The following is a 22,595-nucleotide window of genomic DNA, read 5'->3' on the forward strand; positions in this document are numbered from 1 at the left end:
TCGATGCAAGCGCGCGCTTTGCCGCCGATCACTCCCTCAACCGCGGCACGCCGTGTTCGTCGCGTTCCTCGACGGCGGCCTGGTCGAAGATCTTCTGCCGCAGGTCGCGGCCGGGCAGTTCGTCCACCGCTTCGCCGCGCGTGGCGCGCAGCGCGTTGACGTAGCTCTGGCGCGCGCGCGGTTCGTCGCCGATGGCAGCGAAGCCGTGGCCCAGTTCCTCCCACGCCTCCGCGCCCGCGCCCTGCGCGAGTGCGCGGTGCAGGTAACCTTCCGCCTGCGGCCACTGCCCCTGCGCCAGCGCGAGGCGCGCCAGCGTGACCAGCAGGGCCGGGCTCATCGGCCGCGCCTGCAGCCAGCGTTCGGCCTGCGCGCGGCGCGCATCCAGCCGCGTGCGGTCCTGCGGCACCGGCAGGCGACCGTACAGCGCGGCCAGCGATTCGTCCCACGAGGCGTCCAGCGCGGATTCTATGCTCTTCGCCGCGGCATCGTCCCAGCGCAGCGCGGCGGCGCGTTCGGCATAGGCGGCGACGGTACGCGGCTCGCTGCGCAGCGGCTTGGGCAGCGCTTCCCAGCGGTCGGCGAGCACGTTGGCATCGGCGGCTTCGCGCAGCCCGGCCTCGGCCCATTGCGCCTCCAGTTCGGTCAGCTGCGCGCCCGACGCCGCCTGCTGCTGGCGCAGCGCGCCGAGCAGGCCATAGGCCTCGCCGCCGCGTCCGAGCGCGGCCAGCGTCCGTGCGCGCAGCAACACGCCGCGCGGCGGCAGCGGTTGCGCCGCGGGCGCGTCGAGCGCGGCGAGGGCATCGGCGTAGCGGTGTTCGGCAATCGCCAGTTCGGCGACGGCGAGCGCATGCGCCGCGGGTTGCTTCGTCGCCAGCGGTGCGAGGTGCTGGTGTGCCTGCGCAGTGTCGCCGCGCTGTTGCGCCGCGCGCGCCGCCGCGAGTTGCGCGATCGTCGCGACTTCCTCGCCCTGCGCGGCCTGCGCCAGCGATTTCTCCGCGCGCGTCCAGTGCCCGTATTCGGCGGCGAGCAGACCGTCGGTGAGGCGCGCGCGCGCCTGCTTCTTGCGATGCCGGCCGAACGCCACGAACGGCAGGCTCAGCACCTTCCACGCCAGCCACAACAGCAACAACGCGACCACCGTCGCGAACAGCGCGCCGACCAGCGTCGTGCTGTAGTCGTTGCCGCCGTAACGCACCAGCACGTAGCCGGGATCCTGTACGAACACCTGCGCCACCAGCGCGCCGAGCAGGGCCAGGGCGATCCAGAACAGGAGATTGCGGAACAGGTTCATGGTCGTGCGTTCGCCAGGAGGAAGGTCCGCACCGCGCGACTAGCGCGCGCGCATCTGCCGCAGCTGCTGCAGCGTGCTGCCGAGCGTGGGAACGGCGGGTGAAAGAGGCAGTGCCGCCAGCGTCTGCAGTTGCGCGCGCTGCCGCGCGAGCACGGCCGGACCCGGCGCCAGGCGGTGCAGCCAGACGCCGGCACGGCGCAGCGCCTCGCGATAACCGGCGACGTCGCGACGCTCGGCCGCGGCGCGCGCCAGCGAGATTTCGAGTTGCAGGCCGGCGAGCGCAGCCGCGCGATCCGCCGCCTGCACGGCGACGGCGCGATCGGTGGGCTGCACCTGGATCAGGTTGCCGAAGGCGCGGCGCCACCACGGCGCCAGGGACGTCTGCGCGGCGACTTCGCGCTCCACCGGCGCGGTGACGTCCTGGGCGAAGACATCGAGTTGCGCGATCGCCTTCACCTTCGGATCCGCACCGAGCGCATCGAGCGCGGTGCGTTCCTGCAGCAGCGTCTGGCGCAGGCTGAGGTAGGCCGGATCGTCGATGCCTTCGAGCACGCCGGCCGCGAGCGCGTACGCGCGGCGCGCGCCATCGAGGTCGCCGGCGATGCGCAGGCGCTGGTCGCCCAGGGTCAGCAGCAGTTCGGTCTCGTCCAGGCGCAGCGCCTGTGCGCCGTGACGGTCGGGATCGGCGAGCTTCTCCACGCTGGCTTCGAGCAGCGCCGCGCGCTGGGTGATGCCGTCGAGTTCGTCGCGCAGCACGCGGTTGAGCGAATCGGCCTGCTGCAGGCGCCGCGCGTGCGAGCGCTGTTCGGTGCGCATCGCATTGAGACGTTCGGACAGCGCGTCGATCTGCTGGCGCATCGCCACGGCATCGTCCTGTTCGCGGGCATGCCAGCGGCGCCAGGCGGCGTAGCTGCCGATCGCCAGCAGGACCAGCACGAGCAGCCACAACCCCGCGTTGCGGCCGCGGCGCGGAGTGGGTGTGTCAGGAGCGGGTGTGTCATCGGGGGAAATGGACACGGCGCGATCCGGAATCGTGATCAGGGTCTCATGCTACCGGATGCCGTCGCGTCGCTGCGGCGAGCAGCTGGGCCGGACGCGGGCCCGCCGCCACGGCGACGTCGGCGAACCCGAGTTGCTGCGCCAGCGTGCGCAGGCGTTCGCTGGCGGCGACGACGTGGGCGCGGCGCAGCTTCGTCGCCAGTTCCGCGGGCAGCGCATCCATGGCCAGGCGCAGGGCGTCGCCGCTGCTCAGCGCCAGCACCAGCGGCGCGGTGGTTTCGCGCAACTGCTGCAGGGCACGCGCCGGCAACGGCACGGGTTCGCGCGCGTACACGTCGGCCCGGCGCACGTCCGCGCCGCGTGCCTGCAGCGCCGGCGCGATCTCGCCGCGACCGCCGGGCGCGGTGACCAGGCCGACGACCGCGCCGTCGACATCCTGCAGGGCGTGCAGGGCGAGCAGGCCCTCGCTGTCCATGCGCGCGGGCGTGTGCACCGCGGGCACGCCCGCGCGGCGCAGCGCGGCGGCGGTGCCCGCACCGACCGCGCACCAGGCCTGTCCGGGGCGCGGGACGAAGGCGTGCAGGGCGCGCGCCGCGCGCACCGCGGCCGGACTGGTGAAGACCACCGCCGACGCCGCCAGCGCAGCGTCCAGCGCGCGTCGCGTCGCCGCGTCGTCGCGCGCCGCCAGGCGCCAGGGCGACAGCGCGATAAAGCCGGCGCCGCAGCGCGCGGCCGCGCGGCGCAATGCGGCGTGTTCGCCGCGGGGGCGCAGCGAGATCACATACCATGTCGGGTCGCTGCGCCGGTGCATCCGCGCAGCTTACAGGCAGCCTTCGCCGCATCGCTGCCCGTCTCCCCTGCCGTCGCTACCGGATCCGCTGTCGCAATGCCCCACGCCGCCGAACTCGAACGCCTGCTCGCCCACTACCAGTCGATGCCGCCCGTCGCGCTGATGCAGTTGAGCATCGCCGGCTACGACGGCCGCCGCCTGCAGTTGCACGCGCCGCTGTCGGTGCACGTCAACGACAAGGGTTGCGCCTTCGGCGGCAGCCTCGCCTCGATGATGACGCTGGCTTCGTGGGGCGTGGTCAACCTGCTGGTCGAACGCGCCGGCCTGCACGCCGACATCTACGTCGCCGACAGTCAGATCCGCTACCTCGCGCCGCTGTTCGCCGACCTCGACGTCGTCGCCGAACCGGCCGCGGACGCCGATCCGGACGAATTCCTCGCCACGCTGCGCACGCGCGGCCGCGCACGCATGGGGCTGGTCGCGCAGACGCGGCTGCCCGATGGTGGGCTCGCGACGGAGCTTGCGGCGCGGTATGTGGCGATTGTGAAGTAAGAGCGGCAGGGACAGCCCGCAAGCGGAGCTCCACGCGCATCGCGCCGCGCTGGACTCTGCAGCAACCGAATTCCGTCGCGGCGCCGCGGCACGCGCGGCGCGTTAGGATGCACGCATCCGCCCACGGGACCGCCTGCATGACCCGCCTGCTCACCGCCTTCCGCACCACTGCCATCGCCCTGCTGTTCGTCCTGCTCGCGTCCTGCGCGTCCGGCGGCGCGCAAAGCAACAAGCTCGACCAGGCACAGTACGCGTGGTCCGGCGCGATCCGCTGGGGCGATTTCGAGGGCGCGGTGAACCTGATCGATCCGAAGGTGCGCGAGAAGCTCGACCTCACCGAGCTGCAGCTGGAGCGTTACAAGCAGGTGCAGATTTCCTCGTACCGCGATGTCGGTTCGAGCACCAATTTCGACGCCGGCACCGCGGTGCGCGACATCGAGATCGGCGTGATCAACCGCCACACCATGGCCGAGCGCACCGTGCGCTATCGCGAGAAGTGGCGCTGGGACGCCGACGCCAAGGCGTGGTGGGTCACCAGCGAACTGCCCGACCTGTGGGACGGGCAGTAAGGACACCGCTCAGGCGCTCGCGTAGTACGTCGCGATCGCCACGAACACCGCCAGCGTCTTGATCACCGTGATCGCGAAGATGTCCTTGTAGGACTGGCGGTGGCTCAGGCCGGTGACGGCCAGCAGGGTGATCACCGCGCCGTTGTGCGGCAGCGTGTCCATGCCGCCCGAGGCCATCGCCGCGATGCGGTGCAGCACCTCCATCGGAATGCCGGCCGCCTGCGCGTTGGCGATGAAGCTGTCGGCCATCGCCGCCAGCGCGATGCTCATCCCGCCCGAGGCCGAACCGGTGATGCCGGCCAGCGAGGTCACGGTGACGGCTTCGTTCACCAGCGGATCGGGGATCGAACCCAGCGCGTTGGCGACGACGAGGAAGCCCGGCAGCGCCGCGATCACCGCGCCGAAGCCGTATTCCGATGCGGTGTTCATCGACGCCAGCAGCGCGCCGCCGATCGCGTTCCTGCTGCCTTCGGCGAAGCGCGCCCGCACCGGCTTCCAGGCGAACAGCAGCACCGTGGCGATGCCGACCAGCAGCGCGCCTTCCACCGCCCAGATCGCGGCGACCTTCGCCACTTCCTGCACCACCGGCGTGGCCTTGCCCATCGCCGACGGCACGAACGCATGGCTGGCGCCGTACCACTGCGGGATCAGCACCGAGAACAGTTTGTTGCACACGCCGACCAGTACCAGCGGCAGGATCGCGACCAGCGGATGCGCGAGCGCCTCGCCGGCGAATGGAGCGGGTTCGTTGAGCAGCGTGGCGGCCTCGCCGTAGCCTTCGCCGTTCTTCAGCGCGGCACGGCGGCGCCACTCCAGGTAGGACAGGCCGGCGATCAGGATGAACACCGAGCCGCTCACGCCGAGCAATGGCGCGGCCCAGGAATCGGTGCCGAAGAACGCGGTCGGGATGATGTTCTGGATCTGCGGCGTGCCCGGCAGCGCGTCCATGGTGAAGGTGAAGGCGCCCAGCGCGATCGTGCCGGGAATCAGCCGCTTGGGGATGTTGCCCTGGCGGAACAGTTCCGCCGCGAACGGATACACCGCGAACACCACCACGAACAGCGACACGCCACCGTAGGTCAGCAGCGCGCACACCGCGACGATCGACAGCATCGCGCGCCCCGCGCCGAACACGCGGATCGTCGCCGACACGATCGAACGCGAGAATCCCGACAGCTCGATCAGCTTGCCGAACAGCGCGCCGAGCACGAACACCGGGAAGTACAGCTTGAGGAAGCCGACCATCTTGTCCATGAACAGGCCGGTGAACATCGGCGCGACCAGCGCCGGATCGGTCAGCAGCACCGCGCCGAGCGCCGCGACCGGCGCGAACAGGATCACGCTGTGGCCGCGGTAGGCGACGTACATCAGGAAGCACAGCGCGGCCAGGACGATCAGGAAGGACATTCACGGCTCCAGCGCGCACGATCCGGCGCGGGGTTGATCGGCGCCATGCGCCAGTCGGCCGTCATCCCGCGCAGGCGGGGATCCGGCGACTTTGCCTGCGATCTGCAGGCAAAGCGCCAGGACACTGGATTCCCGCCTGCGCGGGAATGACGACGTTGCGTATTCCCGTCCGGGAGCACGCCGGCAGTGTCGGGATGGCGAACCACCCGGCCCATTGTCCGAAGGTACGATGCCGCCCCCGCGGGGTGCCGCCCTAGCCTTGCGGAAACGGCGGAACAGGGGTCCCGCTGCAACTCATGCACACGTACCCGCGGGAGGGGACGCGATGAAGCGCAAGTATCTGAGTCTGGCGATCGGTTCGGTGCTGGTCACCGCATTGGCATCGCCGGTGGTCTGGGCGCAGGAAGCTCCTTCCGACACGGCCACGCAGGAAACGCAGGCCACCAATCTCAATGCCGTCACCGTCACCGCGCGCAAGCGCGAGGAGACGCTGCAGGAGGTGCCGGTCGCGGTCACCGCCTTCACCGCCGATGCGCTGGACAAGCTCGACATCGAGGACCTCGGCGACCTCGACGCGCAGGTGCCCAACCTCACCGTCTATGCGGCGCGCGGTTCCAGCAGCACGGTCACCGCCTACATCCGCGGCGTCGGCCAGTCCGATCCGCTGTGGGGCGTGGATCCGGGCGTGGGCATCTACCTCGACGACGTCTACATCGCCCGCCCGCAGGGCGCGCTGCTCGACGTGTTCGACGTGCAGCGCATGGAAGTGCTGCGCGGCCCGCAGGGCACGCTGTACGGCAAGAACACCATCGGCGGCGCGATCAAGTACATCTCGCGCGGCCTGCCGCGCGAATTCGACGGCAACGCCTCGGTCACCGTCGGCAACTACAACCAGCTCGACGTGAAGGCGGCGGTCGGCGGGCCGATCGGCGGCGCCGACAGCGGCCTCCGCGGACGCATCGCCGTGGCCAGCCTCAACCGCGACGGCTTCGGCGAGAACCTCGAGACCGACCAGGACGTCAGCGACAAGGAAATCCTCGCCCTGCGCGGCCAGCTGGGCGCGTATGCGGGCGACAACTTCGACGTGCAGTTCGCCTTCGACTGGATGGACGACCAGTCCGGCGTGCGCGGCGCGAAGATGCTGGCGGCCAATCCGTTCAACGCGCTGTTCCCGCAGTACGGCGCCAACGCGCCGCTCGACGACCGCTACGACATCCGCAGCGGCATGAAGAACATCAACGACACCGAAATGAAGGGTGCGTCGATGGCGGCGAACTGGCGCGCCAGCGACGACTGGACCTTCAAGTACGTGCTGGCCAAGCGCGAGTCCGACACCGAGACCAACATCGACTTCGACACCACGCCGGCGCCGATCGTCGACGTGCGCGCGTTCTATTCCGACCAGCAGGTCAGCCACGAGCTGCAGGCCAACTTCGACGCCGGCGGCCGCGCGCGCGGCGTGATGGGCATCTATGCCTTCGACGGCGACGCCGGCGGCCAGGTGCTCAACAACTTCCTCAACCTGCAGTTCGGCGACACCCAGGGCGTGGTGTCCACCGAGAGCGTCGCGTTCTACGCCGACTGGACCTTCGATCTCACCCAGAGCCTGAAGCTCGACGTCGGCGCGCGCTACACCGACGAGGACAAGCATGCGGTGGTGTTCAACCGCGCCTACGCCGATGGCACGTTCTCGCAGCCGATCGCCGTACTCGCCGACTTCGACAAGACCGTCAACTTCAAGAACACCTCGCCGAAGGTCTCGCTGGACTGGCAGGTCAGCGACGACGTGATGGTCTACGGCCTGGCCTCGCGCGGCTTCAAGTCGGGCGGCTTCAACATCCGCGCCCAGGCCAACGTGTTCCCGCAGTCGGCCGAGCCCTTCGCCGACGAGCAGGTCGACAGCTACGAGATCGGCAGCAAGATGGCCTTCCTCGACAACACGCTGTTCTTCAACCTCGCCGCGTTCCACAACAAGTACGAGGACATCCAGCTGTCGATCTTCACCGGCTTCGACAGCAACGGCGACGGCACCGACGATTCGTTCTTCGGCGACTTCACCAATGCCGGCTCGGGCACGGTCAACGGCGCCGAGTTCGAATACCAGTGGCTGCCGAATGAACACTGGGTGCTGTCGGGCAACCTGGCCTGGCTCGATGCGAAGTTCGACGAGTACATGTTCAAGGGCGTGAACATCGCCGACCAGCAGGAGTTCACCAACGCGCCCGACTTCTCCGGCGCGGTGAACCTCGAGTACCGGATGCCGCTGGCCAACGGCGGCAACCTGTCGGCGCGCGTGGGCTACAGCTACCAGAGCGAAGTCACCGCCACCACCGAAGTGGTGCACGATCCGGTCACCGGCGCGAACGTGCAGCCGATCACCCAGGACGGCTACGGCCTGGTCAATGCCGGCGTGACCTGGCGCATGAACGATGCGTGGTCGTTCTCGCTCAACGGCAGCAACCTGACCGACGAGGAATACCGCACGACCGGCTACGTGATCCCGGCGCTGGGCATCCGCACCGGCTTCTACGGCGCGCCGCGCCAGTTCTCGCTGACGGCGCGTTACGAATTCTGAGGCTTGATCTCTCTGCGGGGCGTGGGGCGCGACGGTTCGCATCGTCGCGCCCTGTTTTTTTGGCCGCACTTGCCCTCCTGGAATGATCCCTCGCCCCGCTTGCGGGGAGAGGGACCGCGTTGCGCAGCAACGCAGGGTGAGGGGACGTGCGGAGCTGCGCGAAGAGCGCCCCTCATCCGCCCTGCGGGCACCTTCTCCCCGCTTTGCGGGGAGAAGGGAAGAGACTTGCGGGGAGCACGCAAGCGCAGCCGACGGACGCCCGCACGCACGCTATGCTCGCGCCGTGACATCCGACCCGAACGCTGATTCCCTGACGCCATGCTCCACACCGGCCTGATCGTCTTCGCCGCGCTGCTGTGGCTGGGCCTGCTGTTCGCGGCGGGCGTGTACGGCGAGCGCCACCCGCAGGCGTTCGCCACACGCTGGAAGCACGTCTACGCGCTGTCGCTGGCGGTGCACTGCACCTCGTGGACGTTCTACGGCACGGTCACGCAGGCCGCGCGTTACGGCTGGCCGCTGCCGCCGACCTTCCTCGGCGCGATCCTGCTGTATCTGCTCGCCGCGGCGCTGATGGTGCGGCTGGTGAAGCTGGCGCGCGAGACCAACGCGACCTCCATCGCCGACCTGATCGCCACGCGCCTGGGCAAGGACACCTGGCTCGCGGCGACGGTGACGGCGGTCGCTGCGCTCGGGCTGGTGCCGTACATCGCGCTGCAACTCAAGGCGATGGCGATGAGCTTCGCCGTGCTCACCGGCCGTGCCGGCCACGCCGACGGCGTGCCCGCCTGGCAGGACATCGCGCTGTACGTCGCGCTGGCGATGGCGCTGTTCGCGATGCTGTTCGGCACGCGCCGCGTGAGTGCCGCCGAGCACAACCGCGGCCTGGTGCTGGCGATGGCGTTCGAATCGCTGCTGAAGCTGGGCGCGATGCTCGCGCTGGGCGCGTTCGTGTGGTGGGGACTGGGCGAGTTGCCGACGGTGACCGCGCCGGCGCCGGCGAGCGATGGCGGCTTCGTGCCGCTGGTGCTGCTGGGTGCGTTCGCGATGTTCATCCTTCCGCACCAGTTCCACATCGCCGTGGTCGAGTGCCGCGACGAACACGACGTGCGCACCGCGCGCTGGCTGTTCCCGCTGTACCTGGTGCTGATCGCGCTGCCGGTGTTGCCGCTGGCGCGCGCGGGCGAGGCCCTGCTCGGCGGCAGTGGCGTGTCGTCGGACATGTACGTGCTGGCCTTGCCGTTGTCGCAGGGCCATGCGGGGCTCGGCCTGTTCGCCTTTCTCGGCGGACTGAGCGCTGCCACCGGCATGGTCGTGGTGAGCACGCTCACGCTGAGCCTGATGATCGGCAACCACTGGCTCGCACCGGGTTTGCTGCGGCGCACGTGGACGCGCGGTGGCGGCGACCTGCGCGGCGCGGTGCTGCTGCTGCGGCGGATCGGCATCGTCGCGATCATGCTGCTGGCGTGGATGTACGGTCGCATGGTCGCCGGCAGCGCGGCGCTGGCCGACGTCGGCGCGGTGAGTTTTTCCGCCCTGGCGACGCTGGCGCCGGCGCTGGCGTTCGCGGTCTGGCGCCCGCACACGCCGCCGCGCGCGGCGATCGCGGGCATCGTCGCGGGCTTCGCGACGTGGGCGTGGTGCCTGCTGCTGCCGGTGCTCGCCAGTGCGCACGGCGCGGCACCGGCGTGGATCGGTGACGGACCGTTCGGCGTGCCGTGGCTCGCGCCCGATGCGCTGTTCGGCCTGACCGGCTGGAGCCGGCTCGGCCGCGCGGTCGGCGCGAGCCTGTTCGTCGGCACCGCGGCCACCGCGCTGTTCGCCACCTGGCGCAGCGCGCCGGCGCGACGCGAATCGCGCGGCCTCGACGCGGCGACGCTGCGCAGCGCCGGCCGCCGCTTCCTGCCGCGCGAACGCGTCGCCGAACTGCTCGCGGTTGCACCCGTCACCGGCGCGGTGCCGCACGCCGTCGAAGCGGCGATGGAGCGCGAACTCGGCGCCGTGCTCGGCGCGGCTTCCGCGCGCGTGCTGCTCGATGCCGCGCGTCGCGAGGGCGGCGCGGGCCACGATCTCGACACCGTCGCCGCGATCGTCGACACCGCCGCGCAGGACCTGCGCTTCAACCAGCGTGTGCTCGAAGCCGCGCTGCAGAACATGAGCCAGGGCATCAGCGTGGTCGACGCGCAACTGCGCCTGGTGGCGTGGAACCGCCGCTACGCCGAACTGTTCGGCTTCCCCGAATCCCTGCTCAAAGTCGGCACGCCCGTGGCCGAACTGTCCGCGTGGGCGCTGCGCACGATGCCGCACAAGGGCTCGCCGGAACAGGCGCTGGCGCGACGCCTGGCGTTCATGCGCGCCGGTTCGCCGCACCTGTCCGAACGGGTGTTCGCCCACGGCGCGGATCCCGACGGCCGCATCAGCGAAGACAGGATCATTGAAATCCGCGGCAATCCCATGCCCGGCGGCGGCTTCGTCGCCACCTTCACCGACGTCACCGCCTTCCGGCGCGCGCAGGACGAACTGCTGCGCGCCAACGAGACGCTCGAGCAGCGCGTCGGCGAGCGCACCACACTGCTCGAACAGGCCAAGCGCGAGGCCGAATCCGCCAACGACGCCAAGAGCCGCTTCCTCGCCGCGATCGGTCACGACCTGTTGCAGCCGCTGCACGCCGCGCACCTGTTCGCCGATGCGCTGGACCAGCAGCTCGATGCCCTGCACGCGCCCGCCACGGCGCGCGCGACGCTGGCGCAGATCCACGGCGCGCTCGATTCCACCACCGGGCTGCTGACCGGCCTGCTCGACATGTCGCGGCTGGAGGCCGGTGGTCTGGTGCCGGAACCGCGCGCGCTACCGCTGGCCGAAGTGCTCGACCCGCTGGTGTCGGAATTCCGCGCGCTCGCGGCCGAACGCGGCCTCGGCTTCCGCCATGTGCGCAGCGCGTGCTGGGTGCAGACCGATCCGCAGTTGCTGCGGCGCGTGCTGCAGAACTTCCTCGCCAACGCGGTGCGCTACACCGCACGCGGCAGCCTGCTGCTCGGCGTGCGGCGCGTCGGCGCGGGCGTGCGCATCGAAGTGCACGACACCGGCCCGGGCATCGCGCGCGAACAGCAGCGGCTGATCTTCGAGGAGTTCCGCCGCGGCGGCGATGCGCCCGGACAGGGACTCGGCCTGGGCCTGGCGATCGCCGACCGCATCGCCGGCCTGCTGCAGGCCCCGCTCGCCCTGCGCAGCGAGCCCGGTCGCGGCACCGTGTTCGCGGTGACCGTGCCCGCCGCGCCGGCACAGGTGCGCGAGCCGGCGCCGCCGCCCGTGGGGCAACCGCCGCTGCCGGGCCTGCACGTGCTGGTGGTCGACAACGAACCGCTCGCCGGCGATGCCCTGCGCCGGGTGCTGGAGGGCTGGGGCTGCCGCGTCAGCGTCGCCGGCCACGGCGAGGCGGCGCAGGCGGCGATCGCGGCGGATCCGGCCGACGCCTGGCTGTTCGACTACCACCTCGACGCGGACACCGGTGTCGCCCTGCACGGCCGGCTGGCGCAGGCGCACGGTGCGCGGCCGGCGGTGATCCTCACTGCCGATCCGGGCGAAGGCGTGCGCCGCGCCGTGCAGGACGCGGGCCTGCCGCTGCTGCTCAAGCCGCTCAAGCCGCTGGCGCTGAAGTCGGTGCTGGACCGCCTGCTGGCGGCGCGGCGGGTGCACTGAAACCGCGAAATTCCCTGAACGGGGCTTCATCCCACGCAACGGTTCAGGGCGGCGCGGGCCGGCCGATAAGAGGGTGACACGGGTCACGAAACCGTTTTCTGCGCGTACCTACCCTGTGCCGGCAGGTCGGCGCCCCGGCTGCGGTGGCGTGTGCCGGAAGGCCAGCTGGACGGCCGGAGGGCAACAGGACGACCTGAACTACAGGGGTGGGCAATGGCCGGGCGACGGGTCGGCACGATCAGGACAATCGACGATAGCCAGCACCGGGCGGAGCTCACCGCCAGGCTGCTGCGCGCCGCCTCGCCGGTCGAACTGGCCGCGGTCCTGTTCGACGACATGCCGTGGCTGCGCCAGCGTGGCGCCTGCCTGCAGTGGTCGACGCGCTGGCCGTTCGACATCGTCAGCTATCCCGAACACCGCGACGCCGCCGCCATCGCCGCCTCGGCGATGGACTTCCTGCACGACGCGCGCGCGGGCGGCCAGTCCGCCTCGATGCGCGTGCTGCACGACGACGGCGACAGCACGGTCGCAATCCTGCATTGCGCGCTCGACTGCCCGGTGGTCGACGAGAGCATCGGCATGCGCCTGGGCGAACTGCTGCGCCTGCAGCGCATGCGGGAGAGCCTGGCGCGGCTGGAGGAAGCCGAGAAGCTGCAGCGCTCGCTCTACGCCATCGCCGACATGGCCGGCTCCGATCTGGAAATGCCGGACATGCTGCGCGGGCTGCACCGCATCGTCGCCGACCTGATGTATGCGGAGAACTTCTACATCGCGCTGTACGACCGCGAGCGCGACAGCCTGCGCTTCCTGTACTTCGCCGACGTGGTCGACCAGTCGCTGCTGGTCGAGGAGGACGAGGTCCCGCTCGCGCAGATCGAGCGCGGCCTCACCTGGCACCTGGTGCGCGACCGCCGCCCGCTGATGGGCAGCACCGAGGAACTGCGCCGCCAGGTGTCCGGTCCGCTGCGCCTGCACGGCACCGACAGCAGCGACTGGCTCGGCGTGCCGATGATGCGCGAAGGCGTGGTGCAGGGCGTCGTCGTCGTGCAGAGCTACACCGGCCAGCGCCACTACACCACCGCGGAGATGTCGCTGCTGGCCTTCGTCGCCGAGCACATCCTCACCGCGCTGGAGCGCAAGCGCGGGCGCGCCGAACTCGAGCAACGGGTGATCGAACGCACCCAGCAGCTGGAAACCGCCAACCGCGAACTGCGCCGCGAGGTCAGCGAGCGCGAACGCGGCGAGCGCCTGCAGGCGGCGCTGTACCGCATCGCCGCGCTGGCCAGCTTCGACGAGACCAGCGAGTCGTTCTACCGTCACGTGCATTCGATCGTCGGCGAGCTGATCGACGCGCGCAATTTCTACATCGCCCTGTGCGCGCACGACGATGCCAGCGTCACCTTCCCCTACGCGGCCGACCAGTACGAACGCGACTGGGTACCGCGCCGCAGCGGCCGCGGCCTCACCGAGTACGTGCTGCGCACCGGACGGCCGCAGCTGGTCGACCGCGTGCGCATGCGCCAGCTGATCGACGCCGGCGAAGTCGATCCGGCCCTGGCCGACGGCGCGACGCAGGTGTGGCTGGGCGCGCCGCTGCTCGGCGTCGACGGCACCAACGGCGTGGTCGCCGTGCAGAGCTACGAGGCTGTCAACGCCTACGACGAACGCGACGCCGAGCTGCTCACCTTCGTCTCCTACCAGATCGCCAGCAGCCTGCAGCGCCGCCATGCCGCCGAGCTGCTGCAACAGGCCAATGCGGAACTGGAGAAGCGCGTGGAAGCGCGCACGCTGGAGCTGCGCGAGCAGATCAGCGTGCGCGAACGCATCGAGGCGCAGCTGCAACACCAGGTGATGCACGACGCGCTCACCCGCCTGCCCAACCGCGTCTACCTGCGCGACCGCATCGAGCGGGCGCTGGCGCGCGTGCGTCGCGATGCCGGCGACGGCTTCGGCCTGCTCTACATCGACATCGACCGCTTCAAGCTGGTCAACGACAGTCTGGGCCACGGCGCCGGCGACGAGATGCTGCGCGAAGTCGCGCGGCGGCTGGCGTTCTGCGTGCGCGAGCCGGACACCGTCGCGCGCCTGGCCGGCGACGAATTCGTGCTGCTGCTCGAACACGTGGTGCAGCCGGAAACCGCCAGCCGCGTCGCCCAGCGCGTGCTGGAAGCGCTGGAGGCGCCGATGCAGGTGGCCGGTCGCGAGCTGCGCGTGTCGGCGAGCATCGGCATCGCCATGGCCACCGGCACGTGCGCCTCGGCCGACCGCATCCTGCACGACGCCGATTCCGCGCTGTACCGCGCCAAGAGCATGGGCCGCAACCGCTTCGTGCTGTTCGACGACGCGATGCACGAGACCGCGATGGTCGTGCTCGACATGGAGCAGGCGCTGCGTCGCGCGCTCGCCCACGACGAGTTCATGCCGTACTTCCAGCCGCTGGTGCGCCTGGACGACGAGCGCATCGTCGGCTACGAGGCCCTGCTGCGCTGGCGCCATCCGCAGCGCGGCGTGATCGCGCCGGCGCAGTTCCTCAAGGTCGCCGAGGACAGCGGCCTGATCGAGGAGATCGACTGGCGCCAGTTCCGCCTCGCCCTGGAAGCGGGACGCGAGCTGGTGCGCGACGGCAGTTTCATCACCCTCAACGTGTCGCCGCGCCTGTTCCAGCACAACGACTTCGACCGGCGCCTGCTGGAACTGATCGACGAAGTCGGCTTCGACCGCCGCCGCCTGCGCCTGGAGGTCACCGAGGGCACGCTGCTGGGCGATCCGGTCGCGGTGGCGGCGACGCTGCAGCGCCTGCGCGATGCCGAGATCGAATCGGCGCTGGACGACTTCGGCACCGGCTACTCGTCGCTGGGCCACGTGCATCACTTCCCGTTGAAGATGATCAAGATCGACCGCAGCTTCATCACCCCGTTCGCGGCCGCCGGCGTCGCGCCGCGCAGCTCGGCGGTGATCGAGGCGATCCTGGCGCTGGGCAATGCGCTGGGCGCGGAGATCGTCGCCGAGGGCATCGAGACCGACCACCAGCGCGAAGTGCTGCAGGCCATGGGCTGCGTGTACGGGCAGGGCTTCCTGTTCGCCCATCCCGAACCGGCGGAACACTGGCTGCAGGAACGCATCCGGCGCGCGGCGCTCGCAAGGCAGGCGTAGGGCGGGTCTTGACCCGCCATCGCGGCGTGCGAAGGGAGGTGGGTCAAGGCCCGCCATCGTCATGCGCGGAGCGGCGATTGAAACGCGCCCCGCGCCCTGCCATCAGCCCTCGATCAACCGCGCCGGATCGCTCAGTTCCAGTTCGCGCAGCACCACGCCCGCCTGGGTGCGGTTGCGCACGCCCAGGCGCTCGAAGATCGCGGTGAGGTGCGCCTTGACCGTGCGCTCCTGCACGTCGAGGCGGTCGGCGATCTGCTTGTTGAGCAGGCCCTGCGCGACCAGCACCAGCACGCGGAACTGCTGCGGCGACAGGCTGGCCAGACGCGCGGCGAGCTCGGCGTCGTGCGCGCTCGAGCGCGCGCGCGCGACCGGCGCCCGCAACGCCGCGGGCAGCCACTGCTCGCACGCGAGCACGCTGCGGATCGCCTCGCGCAGTTCCTCCAGCCCCGAACTCTTGGGCAGATAGCCTGCGGCGCCGTGGTCGAGCGCGCGGCGGATCACCCGCGGATCGTCGTTGGCCGACACCACCACGACGGCGACGCCGGGGAACTGGGCGCGGATCGCCGCGAGCCCGGCGAGGCCATGGTTGCCCGGCATGTGCAGGTCGAGCAGAACCAGATCGATGTCGGGCTCGGCCTCGAGCGCGGCGAGCACGCCGTCGAGCGAATCGGCCTCGCGCACGCGCAGGTCGGCGACGGCATCGGTCGCGGCGCCGCGCAGCGCGGCGCGGAACAGCGGGTGGTCGTCGGCGACGAGCAGGGACGGCATCGGTCAGAGCGTGCGGGTGAGATAGACGCTGTGCGGATCGTCGACGTAGCCGGCGAACGGCGCGCACGGGACGAAGCCGGCGTTCGCATACAGCCGCCGCGCCGGTTCGAAGTACGCCATCGATCCGGTCTCCAGGCTCAGCCGGGCATACCCGTCGCGACGCGCCTGCGCGATCAGGTGGTCGAGGAGCGTGCGCGCCACCCCGCGGCGCAGGTGTGCGCGTGCGGTGCGCATCGCCTTGATCTCCGCATGCGCGGCGTCCAGGTGCTGCAGCGCACCGCAGCCGAGCAGGGCGCCGTCTTCGTGCAGCACCCACACGCGCACATCCGCGCGGCGCAGGCCGGTGAGGTCGAGCGCGTGCTGGCTCTCGGCCGGCGCGGTGGCCTGCATCGCGCGGCGATGTTCTTCCAGCAGCGCCGCGAACGCGGGGCTGTCCAGATCGGCGAGCGCGATCTCCACGGCCGGCACCTACTGCACGGTCCAGCCGCCGTCCACGTCGATGGTGTGGCCGGTGACGTTGCGCGCGTGCGCCGACATCAGGAACGCGGTGATGCCGGCCAGTTCCTCGAAGGTGATGAACACGCCCTTCGGCATCGGCTTGAGCATCACTTCGCTGACGACCTGCGATTCGGGGATGCCGCGCGTGCGCGCCTGATCGGCGATCTGCTTGTCGACGAGCGGCGTCTTCACGTAGGTCGGGCAGATCGTGTTGATGGTGATGTCGGTGTTCGCGGTTTCCAGCGCGATCACCTTGGAGAAGCCGAGCAGGCCGTGCTTGGCGGCGACATACGCGCTCTTGTACGGCGAGGCGACCAGCGAGTGGATCGAGCCGATGTTGACGATGCGACCGAAGCCGCGCGCGCGCATGCCCGGCAGCACCGCGCGCGTCAGCCGCGCCACGCCGACCAGCATCACGTCGACGAGGAACTCCCACTTCTGCATCGGGAATTCCTCCAGCGGCGCCACGTGCTGCAGGCCCGCGTTGTTGACCAGCACGTCGACCGGACGCGCGACCGCGCCGAGCGCGGCTTCGATGCTGTGTTCGGAGGTGACGTCGAGCGCGAGCGCTTCGGCCGAGCCGCCGGCCGCGCGCAGCGCCTGCGCCACCGCTTCGGCGGCGTCGCGGTTGACGTCGGTGACCACAAGGTGGTGGCCGGCGCGCGCGAGTTCGGTGGCGATGCCGGCGCCGATGCCGCTGCCGGCACCGGTGACGAGGATGCAGCGGGAAATCATGGCGTGTGGGACGTCGATCGCGGTGGGGCCGCCAGCCTAGCAGGCGGTCGCGCGGGCCACGTGGTACGAAAGTACGATGCCGGCGCGGGCGCGGCTTGTTAGGGTCGGCGGATGGACACACTGCCCCTCACCTCGCCCGTGCGTGCGCCGTTGCGTGCGGTGGTCGCCGGCCTGATCGCCGCGCTGGCGCTGGCCGGCTGCGCTGCCACCGATGGTTCGCGTCGTTCCGACTCTCCGCAGGGCACCGCCATGCCGATTACCGCCTTGCGCGTCACCGAACACCGCGGCAGCGACGACCTGCTCACCGCCGGCCTTGGTCTCGCCGGTTTGCGTTCGCCGGTCGCGCCGGCCTTCGCCGATCCGGCGCATCCCACCGCCGCCGAACTGCGCCGCCGCGCGATCTGGAGCAACTGGCGCGGCATCGCCGATCTCGCGCCCGGCGGCGGCTACGGCGAGTGGTACGGCAGCACGGCGAACGTGCCCGGCCGCGAATTCAGCGCGCTGGCGACGGTGCCCGGCGCGAAGCAGCCGCACCGCGTGCTGCTGCAACTGCCCGATGCGTTCGATGCGGACAAGCCGTGCGTGGTGGTTGCGGCTTCGTCGGGTTCGCGCGGCATCTACGGCGCGATCGCGGTGGCCGGCCCGTGGGCGCTGCCGAAGGGGTGCGCGGTCGCCTACACCGACAAGGGCGCGGGCACCGATTACTCCGACCTCGACGCGGGGCAGGGCATCGCGCCTGACGGTACGGTCGCGGATGCCGCGGCAACGCTGGCCTTCAAACCGCAGGCCGCGGCCGGCGCGCGCGGCATCGCGATGAAGCACGCGCACTCGCAGGACAATCCCGAGGCCGACTGGGGCCGTCACGTGCAGCAGGCGGCGCAGTTCGCACTGCATGCGCTCAACGAGGCATATCCGGGACGCGGCTTCGACTTCGCCAACACGCGCGTGATCGCGGTGGGCATCTCCAACGGCGGCGGCGCGGTGTTGCGCGCGGCCGAACTCGACGGCGCGGGCTGGCTCGACGCGGTCGTCGCCGGCGAACCGGAGGTCGAGGTCGAAGGCGCGCGACCGCTGTACGACTTCGCCACCGAAGCGGCGCTGCTGATGCCGTGCGCGCTGCTCGATCTCGACGGGCTGCCGGCCTCGCCGCTGTCGGCGCCGGCGCGCGCGTTGGCGCCGGCGCGTTGCGCCTCGCTGGCGAATGCCGGCGTGCTGCCCGCCGGCGACACCAAGACCCAGGCGCGCGCGGCGCACGCAGCGCTGCGCGCATCGGGCTGGAGCGAGGACGCGCTGCGCAGCGGCGCGCTGTCGGTCGATTTCGACCTGTGGCGCGCGATCGCGGTGACCTACGCTTCGGCCTACGGCCGCTACGCACCGGGCGAGCATCCGTGCGGTTTCGCCTTCGCCGCGCAGAACCCGGATTTCAGCCCGCGCGCCGCGAGCGACGCCGAGCGCGCGGCGTGGTGGGCCGACGGCAGCGGCATCGCGCCCGGTGCGGGCGTCGGCATCGTCGACACGAAACTCGCCGCGCCCGACTTCACCTATGCCGGCCTGGAGTGCCTGCGTCGCTTGTGGACCGGCGACGGCGCCGATGCCGCGCGCGTGCGCCGCGGCATCGCCGAACTGCGCGCCGGCGTGCCGCGCGCGGACCTGCCGGTGGCGGTGATCCACGGCACCGACGACGGCCTGGTGCCGATCGCCTTCAGCAGCCAGCCGTGGGTGGCGCAGGCGCGGGCCGCCGGCCGCGACGTGCGCTACTGGCAGGTGCGGCACGCGCAGCATTTCGACGCGTTCCTGGCGTTGCCGGACTATCGCGCGCGCTACGTGCCGTTGTTGCCGTACGTGTATGCGGCGCTGGATCGGGTGATGGCCCACCTCGACGATCCCGCGCAGCCATTGCCGGCGAGTGCGGTGATCGAAACGGCGCCGGCGGCGGCGCCGCTGAGCGCGGGGCAGTTGGCGATTCCGCGCTAGTGCGGGGAGCAGAGCAGCGCTCGCTGCCCCTCATCTGCCCGTTGGGCATCTTCTCCCCGCAAGCGGGGAGAAGAAGTCGGGTACAGCGCTCCCGCGCTCCCTCTCCCGCCGGTTATTTCCTCGCCAGCAGCCATTTGTCCCCTCTCCCCGCTTGCGAGGAGAGGGTCGCCGGGCCGCGGAGGGAAGGGCGGGTGAGGGGAGCCGAGCGCAGCGAGTTGCTCTTGCTGTTGTCGTTGCTGTTGCTGCAAAAGGCCCAGCATTCCCCGCCACGACACGCCGCACTGACCGCCGCGTCGCTCCCGCTTTTGCGCCCTCCCGCCCACTGGGCGACAATCGCCGCCCCCTCTTGCCCGGTAGTCCCAGCCTGTGAATTTCCAGGAACTGCTCGCCTTCGCCGAACGCCATCCCATGCTCTCGCTGGGCCTGGTGGCGATCACCGTCGCGCTGGTCTACACCGAGATCGCGCGCCTGTTCCGCGGCTACAAGGCGCTGCGCCCGGCCGAGCTCACGGCGCTGATCAACCGCGACAACGCCCTCGTCATCGATCTGTCGGCGAGCAACGATTTCGAGAAGGGCCACATCGCCGGCAGCAAGTCGGTGCAGCCCAGCCAGTTCGATCCGGAGAACAAGCTGCTGACCAGCGCGAAGGCGCTGCCGGTCGTGGTCGTGTGCCGCAACGGCCAGGCCTCGGGCGACGCCGCCAGGCGGCTGAAGAAGGCCGGCTTCGAGCACGTGTACTGGCTCGACGGCGGCATCGCCGCCTGGCAGCAGGCCGAGCTGCCGCTGGTGAAGGGCCGCGGCTGACCCTTGCGAAGGGCCCGCGCGCGCCCCACGTCGACGGGGTGGCCGCGAGCCGCGGTGCCTCCGGGGCCGCCCCGGGCGGCCATGCCATAATCGCCGCCTTTTCCGCATATTCCTGCTTGGAGTAACACCGATGTCCGAAGAAATCGCCAACGGCACCGCCAACGAAACCACCGGACCGGTGTTCTCGGTCGAGAAGATCTACGTCAAGGACGTGTCGTTCGAGGTCCCGGGCGCGCCGGCCGTGTTCAACGAGCAGACCCAGCCGCAGCTGCAGATGAACCTGCAGCAGGCCGTGCAGCGCCTCAACGAGAACGCCTACGAGGTCATCCTCGGCATCAACCTGACCTGCGCGGTCGGCGACAAGGCGATCTACGTGGCCGAAGTGAAGCAGGCCGGCGTGTTCGGCCTGGCCGGCTTCGACGCCGCCACGCTCGACGGCATGCTCGGCGTGCATTGCCCGACCGTGCTGTATCCCTACGCCCGCCAGCTGATCAGCGACCTGATCCAGGCCGGCGGCTTCCCGCCGTTCTTCCTGCAGCCGATCAACTTCGAAGCCCTGTACGCCGAGGGCCTGCGCCAGCGCGCCGCCCAGCAGGCGGCCGACGGCGCCAACCTCGCCGGCGCCGAGACCGCCGGCAACGCCTGATCGGCGACCGCGTCCCGGCACCGGCTTCCGCGTGAGCGTGCAGGCACCTGCCAAGGTCGCGGTCGTGGGTGCCGGTTCCTGGGGCACCGCGCTCGCCGCACTGATCGCCCGGCACGGTTGCGACACCGTGCTGTGGGGCCGCGATGCCGCGTGCATCGCGGCGATCGGCGAACGTCGCGAAAACCCGCGCTACCTGCCGGGCATAGCGTTGCCCGAGACCCTCGCGGCGACCACCGATCTGGCGGCGTGCGTGCGCGCCGCCGACCTCGTGCTGGTCGTGGTGCCCTCGCACGCGTTCGCCGAAACCCTGCACGCGCTGGCGCCACACCGGCCCGCGCACGCGGGCGTGGCCTGGGCGACCAAGGGTTTCGAACCCGGCAGCGGCCGCTTCCTGCACGAAGTCGCCGGTGAAGTGCTGGGCGGCGAAGTCCCGCTCGCGGTCGTCACCGGTCCGTCCTTCGCCAAGGAAGTCGCGCTCGGCCTGCCGACCGCGTTGACCGTGCATTCGGATACGCCCGCGTTCGCGCAGGCCGTCGCCGATGTGCTGCACGGCCCCGCGTTCCGCGCCTACACCGGCGACGACATGCTCGGCGCCGAACTCGGCGGCGCCATGAAGAACGTGCTCGCAGTGGCGACCGGCGTCGCCGACGGCATGCAGCTCGGCCTCAACGCGCGCGCCGGCCTGATCACCCGCGGCCTCAACGAAATGCTGCGCCTCAACCAGGCGATCGGCGGCAAGGCGGAAACGCTGATGGGCCTGGCCGGCCTGGGCGACCTGGTGCTGACCTGCACCGGTGACCTGTCGCGCAACCGCCGCCTCGGCCTGGCGCTGGGCCGCGGCCAGTCGATCGCCGATGCCGTGCGCGAGATCGGTCAGGTCGTCGAGTCGGTGCAGACCGCCGACGAAGTGATGCGCCAGGCGCAAAAGCACGGCATCGAACTGCCGATCTCCGGCGGCGTGCAGCGCGTGCTGCACGGCGAACTCACGCCCACCGATGCGTTGCGGCAACTGCTCGCGCGCGAGCAGAAGCCCGAGTATCCGGTCGGCCTGTTCGGCTGACCGCGCGCGTCAACGCGGAACGTGCAGTTCCGCCGGCGCCGGTGTCGCCGCCTGCGAACGTTCCGCCGTGAACACGGCGACCGCCATCAGCAGCAGCGCCAGCCAGTTGCGCGTGCGCGACGCCTTGATTCCCCTGTGTTCCATCTGCGTGCCCCCTGATCCAGCCAACGTCGCCGCTTCGCGCGGACGGACACGTGTGGCCTCTTCCAGGGCATCGGCCGCGGTGGCGGATCCTGCAGGGCGATCGCCTGCCGCTCGTCGTCGCGCAGACAAAAGGAAGCCCGGAAGGAACCGGGCTTCGAATACGCGACATTCCGGGGGAGAGAGATTTGTCGCGTGTAGCAATAAAAGGAACGGGCCGGCCGGGGAAAACCGGCCCGTTCCGCGCGCCTTTAGAACGTCAGGCGCGGACCCACGAAGTACTGGGTGTCGCCGTCGGCGAACTTCACGTCGCCGGTGAGGCCCCAGTTCTGGTTGAACTTCACCTGGGCACCGACGCGGCCGTAGAAGTCGCCGTCGAACTCGTCGCCGTCCTCGTAACCGGCCAGCGCGTAGCCCTCGAAGTTCTGCGTCAGCGCGCTGCGTACGCCCACTTCGGCGCTGTAGCCATCCACGCTGTCGGCGTGCTCGACCTTGTAGTTGTCGTAGGCGACGCGGGCGAGCAGGTCGGTGTTGGCGGCGATCGGATGGTTGTAGCCCAGGCCGACGCGCCACTGGTCGACGTCGACGCCGTCGAAGCGCACGCCGCCGATGGTTTCGTCGTCGGTCTTCTGGAAGGTATAGCCGCCGAAGACATGGAAATTGTCGGTCAGCGCGCCGGAGCCGTTGATGCCCCAGCCGTCGGCATCGGCGCCGTCGGCATTGGTGCCGACATAGCCGCCTTCGACGTAGTTGTAGGACAGGCCCTCGGCCGCGGAAGCGGCGAACGGCAGGGCGGCGAGCAGGGTCAGGGCAAGCAGGGACTTCTTCATAAGGTCTCAGCCTTCTTCGTGTTGTGTGGGGCCGGAGCTGACTGAGGGAAGTGCCGCGTGAACGGGCCAGCTCCGGTGGCGGCCAGTATCCGAAGGCGGATCGAATC

The 22,595-nt window shown here is 70.8% G+C and carries 18 protein-coding genes; 9 read left to right on the forward strand and 9 right to left on the reverse strand.

Features of this window, described 5'->3' with window-relative positions:
• Positions 1-28 precede the first annotated feature (28 nt).
• Genes ACFPN1_RS12545 through ACFPN1_RS12555 form a run of 3 tightly spaced genes read right to left on the reverse strand, consistent with a single transcriptional unit; the run spans position 29 to position 3,101 of the window.
• Positions 29-1,291 carry a heme biosynthesis protein HemY gene (locus ACFPN1_RS12545; RefSeq protein WP_386755387.1) on the reverse strand — a complete coding sequence of 421 codons (1,263 nt, stop codon included), beginning with the start codon at positions 1,289-1,291 and terminating at the stop codon, positions 29-31.
• Between the two features lie 39 nt (positions 1,292-1,330).
• Positions 1,331-2,308: a hypothetical protein gene (locus ACFPN1_RS12550; RefSeq protein WP_386755388.1), complete on the reverse strand. Its 978-nt coding sequence runs from the start codon at positions 2,306-2,308 to the stop codon at positions 1,331-1,333.
• 28 nt (positions 2,309-2,336) lie between these two features.
• Complete coding sequence (locus ACFPN1_RS12555) at positions 2,337-3,101, reverse strand: uroporphyrinogen-III synthase (protein WP_386755390.1); 765 nt, start codon at positions 3,099-3,101, stop codon at positions 2,337-2,339.
• 75 nt (positions 3,102-3,176) lie between these two features.
• Here ACFPN1_RS12555 and ACFPN1_RS12560 point away from each other — a divergent pair, with 75 nt between their 5' ends.
• Positions 3,177-3,632, forward strand: a complete 456-nt coding sequence (locus tag ACFPN1_RS12560; RefSeq protein ID WP_386755391.1) for a YiiD C-terminal domain-containing protein — start codon at positions 3,177-3,179, stop codon at positions 3,630-3,632.
• Between the two features lie 137 nt (positions 3,633-3,769).
• Positions 3,770-4,201 (forward strand): hypothetical protein, encoded by a 432-nt coding sequence (locus ACFPN1_RS12565; RefSeq protein WP_386755393.1) that lies wholly within the window; start codon positions 3,770-3,772, stop codon positions 4,199-4,201.
• Between the two features lie 9 nt (positions 4,202-4,210).
• Here ACFPN1_RS12565 and ACFPN1_RS12570 read toward each other — a convergent pair whose 3' ends face one another.
• Entirely contained in the window at positions 4,211-5,608 is a 1,398-nt protein-coding gene (locus ACFPN1_RS12570; protein ID WP_386755395.1) for a GntP family permease, read from the reverse strand.
• Positions 5,609-5,933: 325 nt separating this feature from the next.
• Between ACFPN1_RS12570 and ACFPN1_RS12575 the strand changes: the two genes are divergently transcribed.
• The 3 genes from ACFPN1_RS12575 to ACFPN1_RS12585 all read left to right on the forward strand — a co-directional run bounded on the left by ACFPN1_RS12575 (position 5,934) and on the right by ACFPN1_RS12585 (position 15,032).
• Positions 5,934-8,183: a TonB-dependent receptor gene (locus ACFPN1_RS12575; protein WP_386755397.1), complete on the forward strand. Its 2,250-nt coding sequence runs from the start codon at positions 5,934-5,936 to the stop codon at positions 8,181-8,183.
• 318 nt (positions 8,184-8,501) lie between these two features.
• Positions 8,502-11,879: a PAS-domain containing protein gene (locus ACFPN1_RS12580; RefSeq protein WP_386755398.1), complete on the forward strand. Its 3,378-nt coding sequence runs from the start codon at positions 8,502-8,504 to the stop codon at positions 11,877-11,879.
• A gap of 213 nt (positions 11,880-12,092) precedes the next feature.
• Positions 12,093-15,032: a putative bifunctional diguanylate cyclase/phosphodiesterase gene (locus tag ACFPN1_RS12585; RefSeq protein WP_386755400.1), complete on the forward strand. Its 2,940-nt coding sequence runs from the start codon at positions 12,093-12,095 to the stop codon at positions 15,030-15,032.
• A gap of 102 nt (positions 15,033-15,134) precedes the next feature.
• Here ACFPN1_RS12585 and ACFPN1_RS12590 read toward each other — a convergent pair whose 3' ends face one another.
• Genes ACFPN1_RS12590 through ACFPN1_RS12600 form a run of 3 tightly spaced genes read right to left on the reverse strand, consistent with a single transcriptional unit; the run spans position 15,135 to position 17,033 of the window.
• Positions 15,135-15,800 carry a response regulator transcription factor gene (locus ACFPN1_RS12590; protein WP_386755402.1) on the reverse strand — a complete coding sequence of 222 codons (666 nt, stop codon included), beginning with the start codon at positions 15,798-15,800 and terminating at the stop codon, positions 15,135-15,137.
• Positions 15,801-15,803: 3 nt separating this feature from the next.
• Positions 15,804-16,259: a GNAT family N-acetyltransferase gene (locus tag ACFPN1_RS12595; RefSeq protein ID WP_386755404.1), complete on the reverse strand. Its 456-nt coding sequence runs from the start codon at positions 16,257-16,259 to the stop codon at positions 15,804-15,806.
• 9 nt (positions 16,260-16,268) lie between these two features.
• Positions 16,269-17,033, reverse strand: coding sequence for a 3-hydroxybutyrate dehydrogenase (locus ACFPN1_RS12600; RefSeq protein WP_386755406.1), 765 nt, complete (start codon positions 17,031-17,033; stop codon positions 16,269-16,271).
• 111 nt (positions 17,034-17,144) lie between these two features.
• Here ACFPN1_RS12600 and ACFPN1_RS12605 point away from each other — a divergent pair, with 111 nt between their 5' ends.
• From ACFPN1_RS12605 to ACFPN1_RS12620, 4 genes are all read left to right on the forward strand, one after another.
• Positions 17,145-19,007, forward strand: a complete 1,863-nt coding sequence (locus tag ACFPN1_RS12605; protein ID WP_386755407.1) for a 3-hydroxybutyrate oligomer hydrolase family protein — start codon at positions 17,145-17,147, stop codon at positions 19,005-19,007.
• Between the two features lie 366 nt (positions 19,008-19,373).
• A complete protein-coding gene (locus ACFPN1_RS12610; protein WP_386755409.1) occupies positions 19,374-19,811 on the forward strand; it encodes a rhodanese-like domain-containing protein in 438 nt (145 codons plus the stop codon).
• A 130-nt stretch (positions 19,812-19,941) separates the two neighbouring features.
• Positions 19,942-20,457 (forward strand): protein-export chaperone SecB, encoded by a 516-nt coding sequence (secB, locus tag ACFPN1_RS12615; protein ID WP_386755410.1) that lies wholly within the window; start codon positions 19,942-19,944, stop codon positions 20,455-20,457.
• 37 nt (positions 20,458-20,494) lie between these two features.
• Positions 20,495-21,517 carry an NAD(P)H-dependent glycerol-3-phosphate dehydrogenase gene (locus ACFPN1_RS12620; RefSeq protein ID WP_386755518.1) on the forward strand — a complete coding sequence of 341 codons (1,023 nt, stop codon included), beginning with the start codon at positions 20,495-20,497 and terminating at the stop codon, positions 21,515-21,517.
• Positions 21,518-21,526: 9 nt separating this feature from the next.
• Here the strand turns inward: ACFPN1_RS12620 and ACFPN1_RS12625 are convergent, their stop codons facing one another.
• Positions 21,527-21,661, reverse strand: a complete 135-nt coding sequence (locus tag ACFPN1_RS12625; RefSeq protein WP_386755411.1) for a hypothetical protein — start codon at positions 21,659-21,661, stop codon at positions 21,527-21,529.
• A 248-nt stretch (positions 21,662-21,909) separates the two neighbouring features.
• The gene (locus ACFPN1_RS12630; protein WP_386755412.1) at positions 21,910-22,488 is read right to left on the reverse strand and encodes an outer membrane beta-barrel protein; all 579 of its coding nucleotides are present in this window, start codon (positions 22,486-22,488) and stop codon (positions 21,910-21,912) included.
• Between the last annotated feature and the right edge of the window lie 107 nt (positions 22,489-22,595).

This window comes from Lysobacter yangpyeongensis, from assembly GCF_042655745.1.
GTDB lineage: Bacteria > Pseudomonadota > Gammaproteobacteria > Xanthomonadales > Xanthomonadaceae > Agrilutibacter > Agrilutibacter yangpyeongensis.

Coding starts and splice junctions, on each gene's coding strand:
- ACFPN1_RS12545 (WP_386755387.1), bottom strand. CDS start 1,291: ATGAACCTGTTCCGCAATCTCCTGTTCTGGATCGCCCTGGCCCTGCTC.
- ACFPN1_RS12555 (WP_386755390.1), bottom strand. CDS start 3,101: ATGCACCGGCGCAGCGACCCGACATGGTATGTGATCTCGCTGCGCCCC.
- ACFPN1_RS12560 (WP_386755391.1), top strand. CDS start 3,177: ATGCCCCACGCCGCCGAACTCGAACGCCTGCTCGCCCACTACCAGTCG.
- ACFPN1_RS12565 (WP_386755393.1), top strand. CDS start 3,770: ATGACCCGCCTGCTCACCGCCTTCCGCACCACTGCCATCGCCCTGCTG.
- ACFPN1_RS12570 (WP_386755395.1), bottom strand. CDS start 5,608: ATGTCCTTCCTGATCGTCCTGGCCGCGCTGTGCTTCCTGATGTACGTC.
- ACFPN1_RS12575 (WP_386755397.1), top strand. CDS start 5,934: ATGAAGCGCAAGTATCTGAGTCTGGCGATCGGTTCGGTGCTGGTCACC.
- ACFPN1_RS12580 (WP_386755398.1), top strand. CDS start 8,502: ATGCTCCACACCGGCCTGATCGTCTTCGCCGCGCTGCTGTGGCTGGGC.
- ACFPN1_RS12585 (WP_386755400.1), top strand. CDS start 12,093: ATGGCCGGGCGACGGGTCGGCACGATCAGGACAATCGACGATAGCCAG.
- ACFPN1_RS12590 (WP_386755402.1), bottom strand. CDS start 15,800: ATGCCGTCCCTGCTCGTCGCCGACGACCACCCGCTGTTCCGCGCCGCG.
- ACFPN1_RS12600 (WP_386755406.1), bottom strand. CDS start 17,033: ATGATTTCCCGCTGCATCCTCGTCACCGGTGCCGGCAGCGGCATCGGC.
- ACFPN1_RS12605 (WP_386755407.1), top strand. CDS start 17,145: ATGGACACACTGCCCCTCACCTCGCCCGTGCGTGCGCCGTTGCGTGCG.
- secB (WP_386755410.1), top strand. CDS start 19,942: ATGTCCGAAGAAATCGCCAACGGCACCGCCAACGAAACCACCGGACCG.
- ACFPN1_RS12625 (WP_386755411.1), bottom strand. CDS start 21,661: ATGGAACACAGGGGAATCAAGGCGTCGCGCACGCGCAACTGGCTGGCG.
- ACFPN1_RS12630 (WP_386755412.1), bottom strand. CDS start 22,488: ATGAAGAAGTCCCTGCTTGCCCTGACCCTGCTCGCCGCCCTGCCGTTC.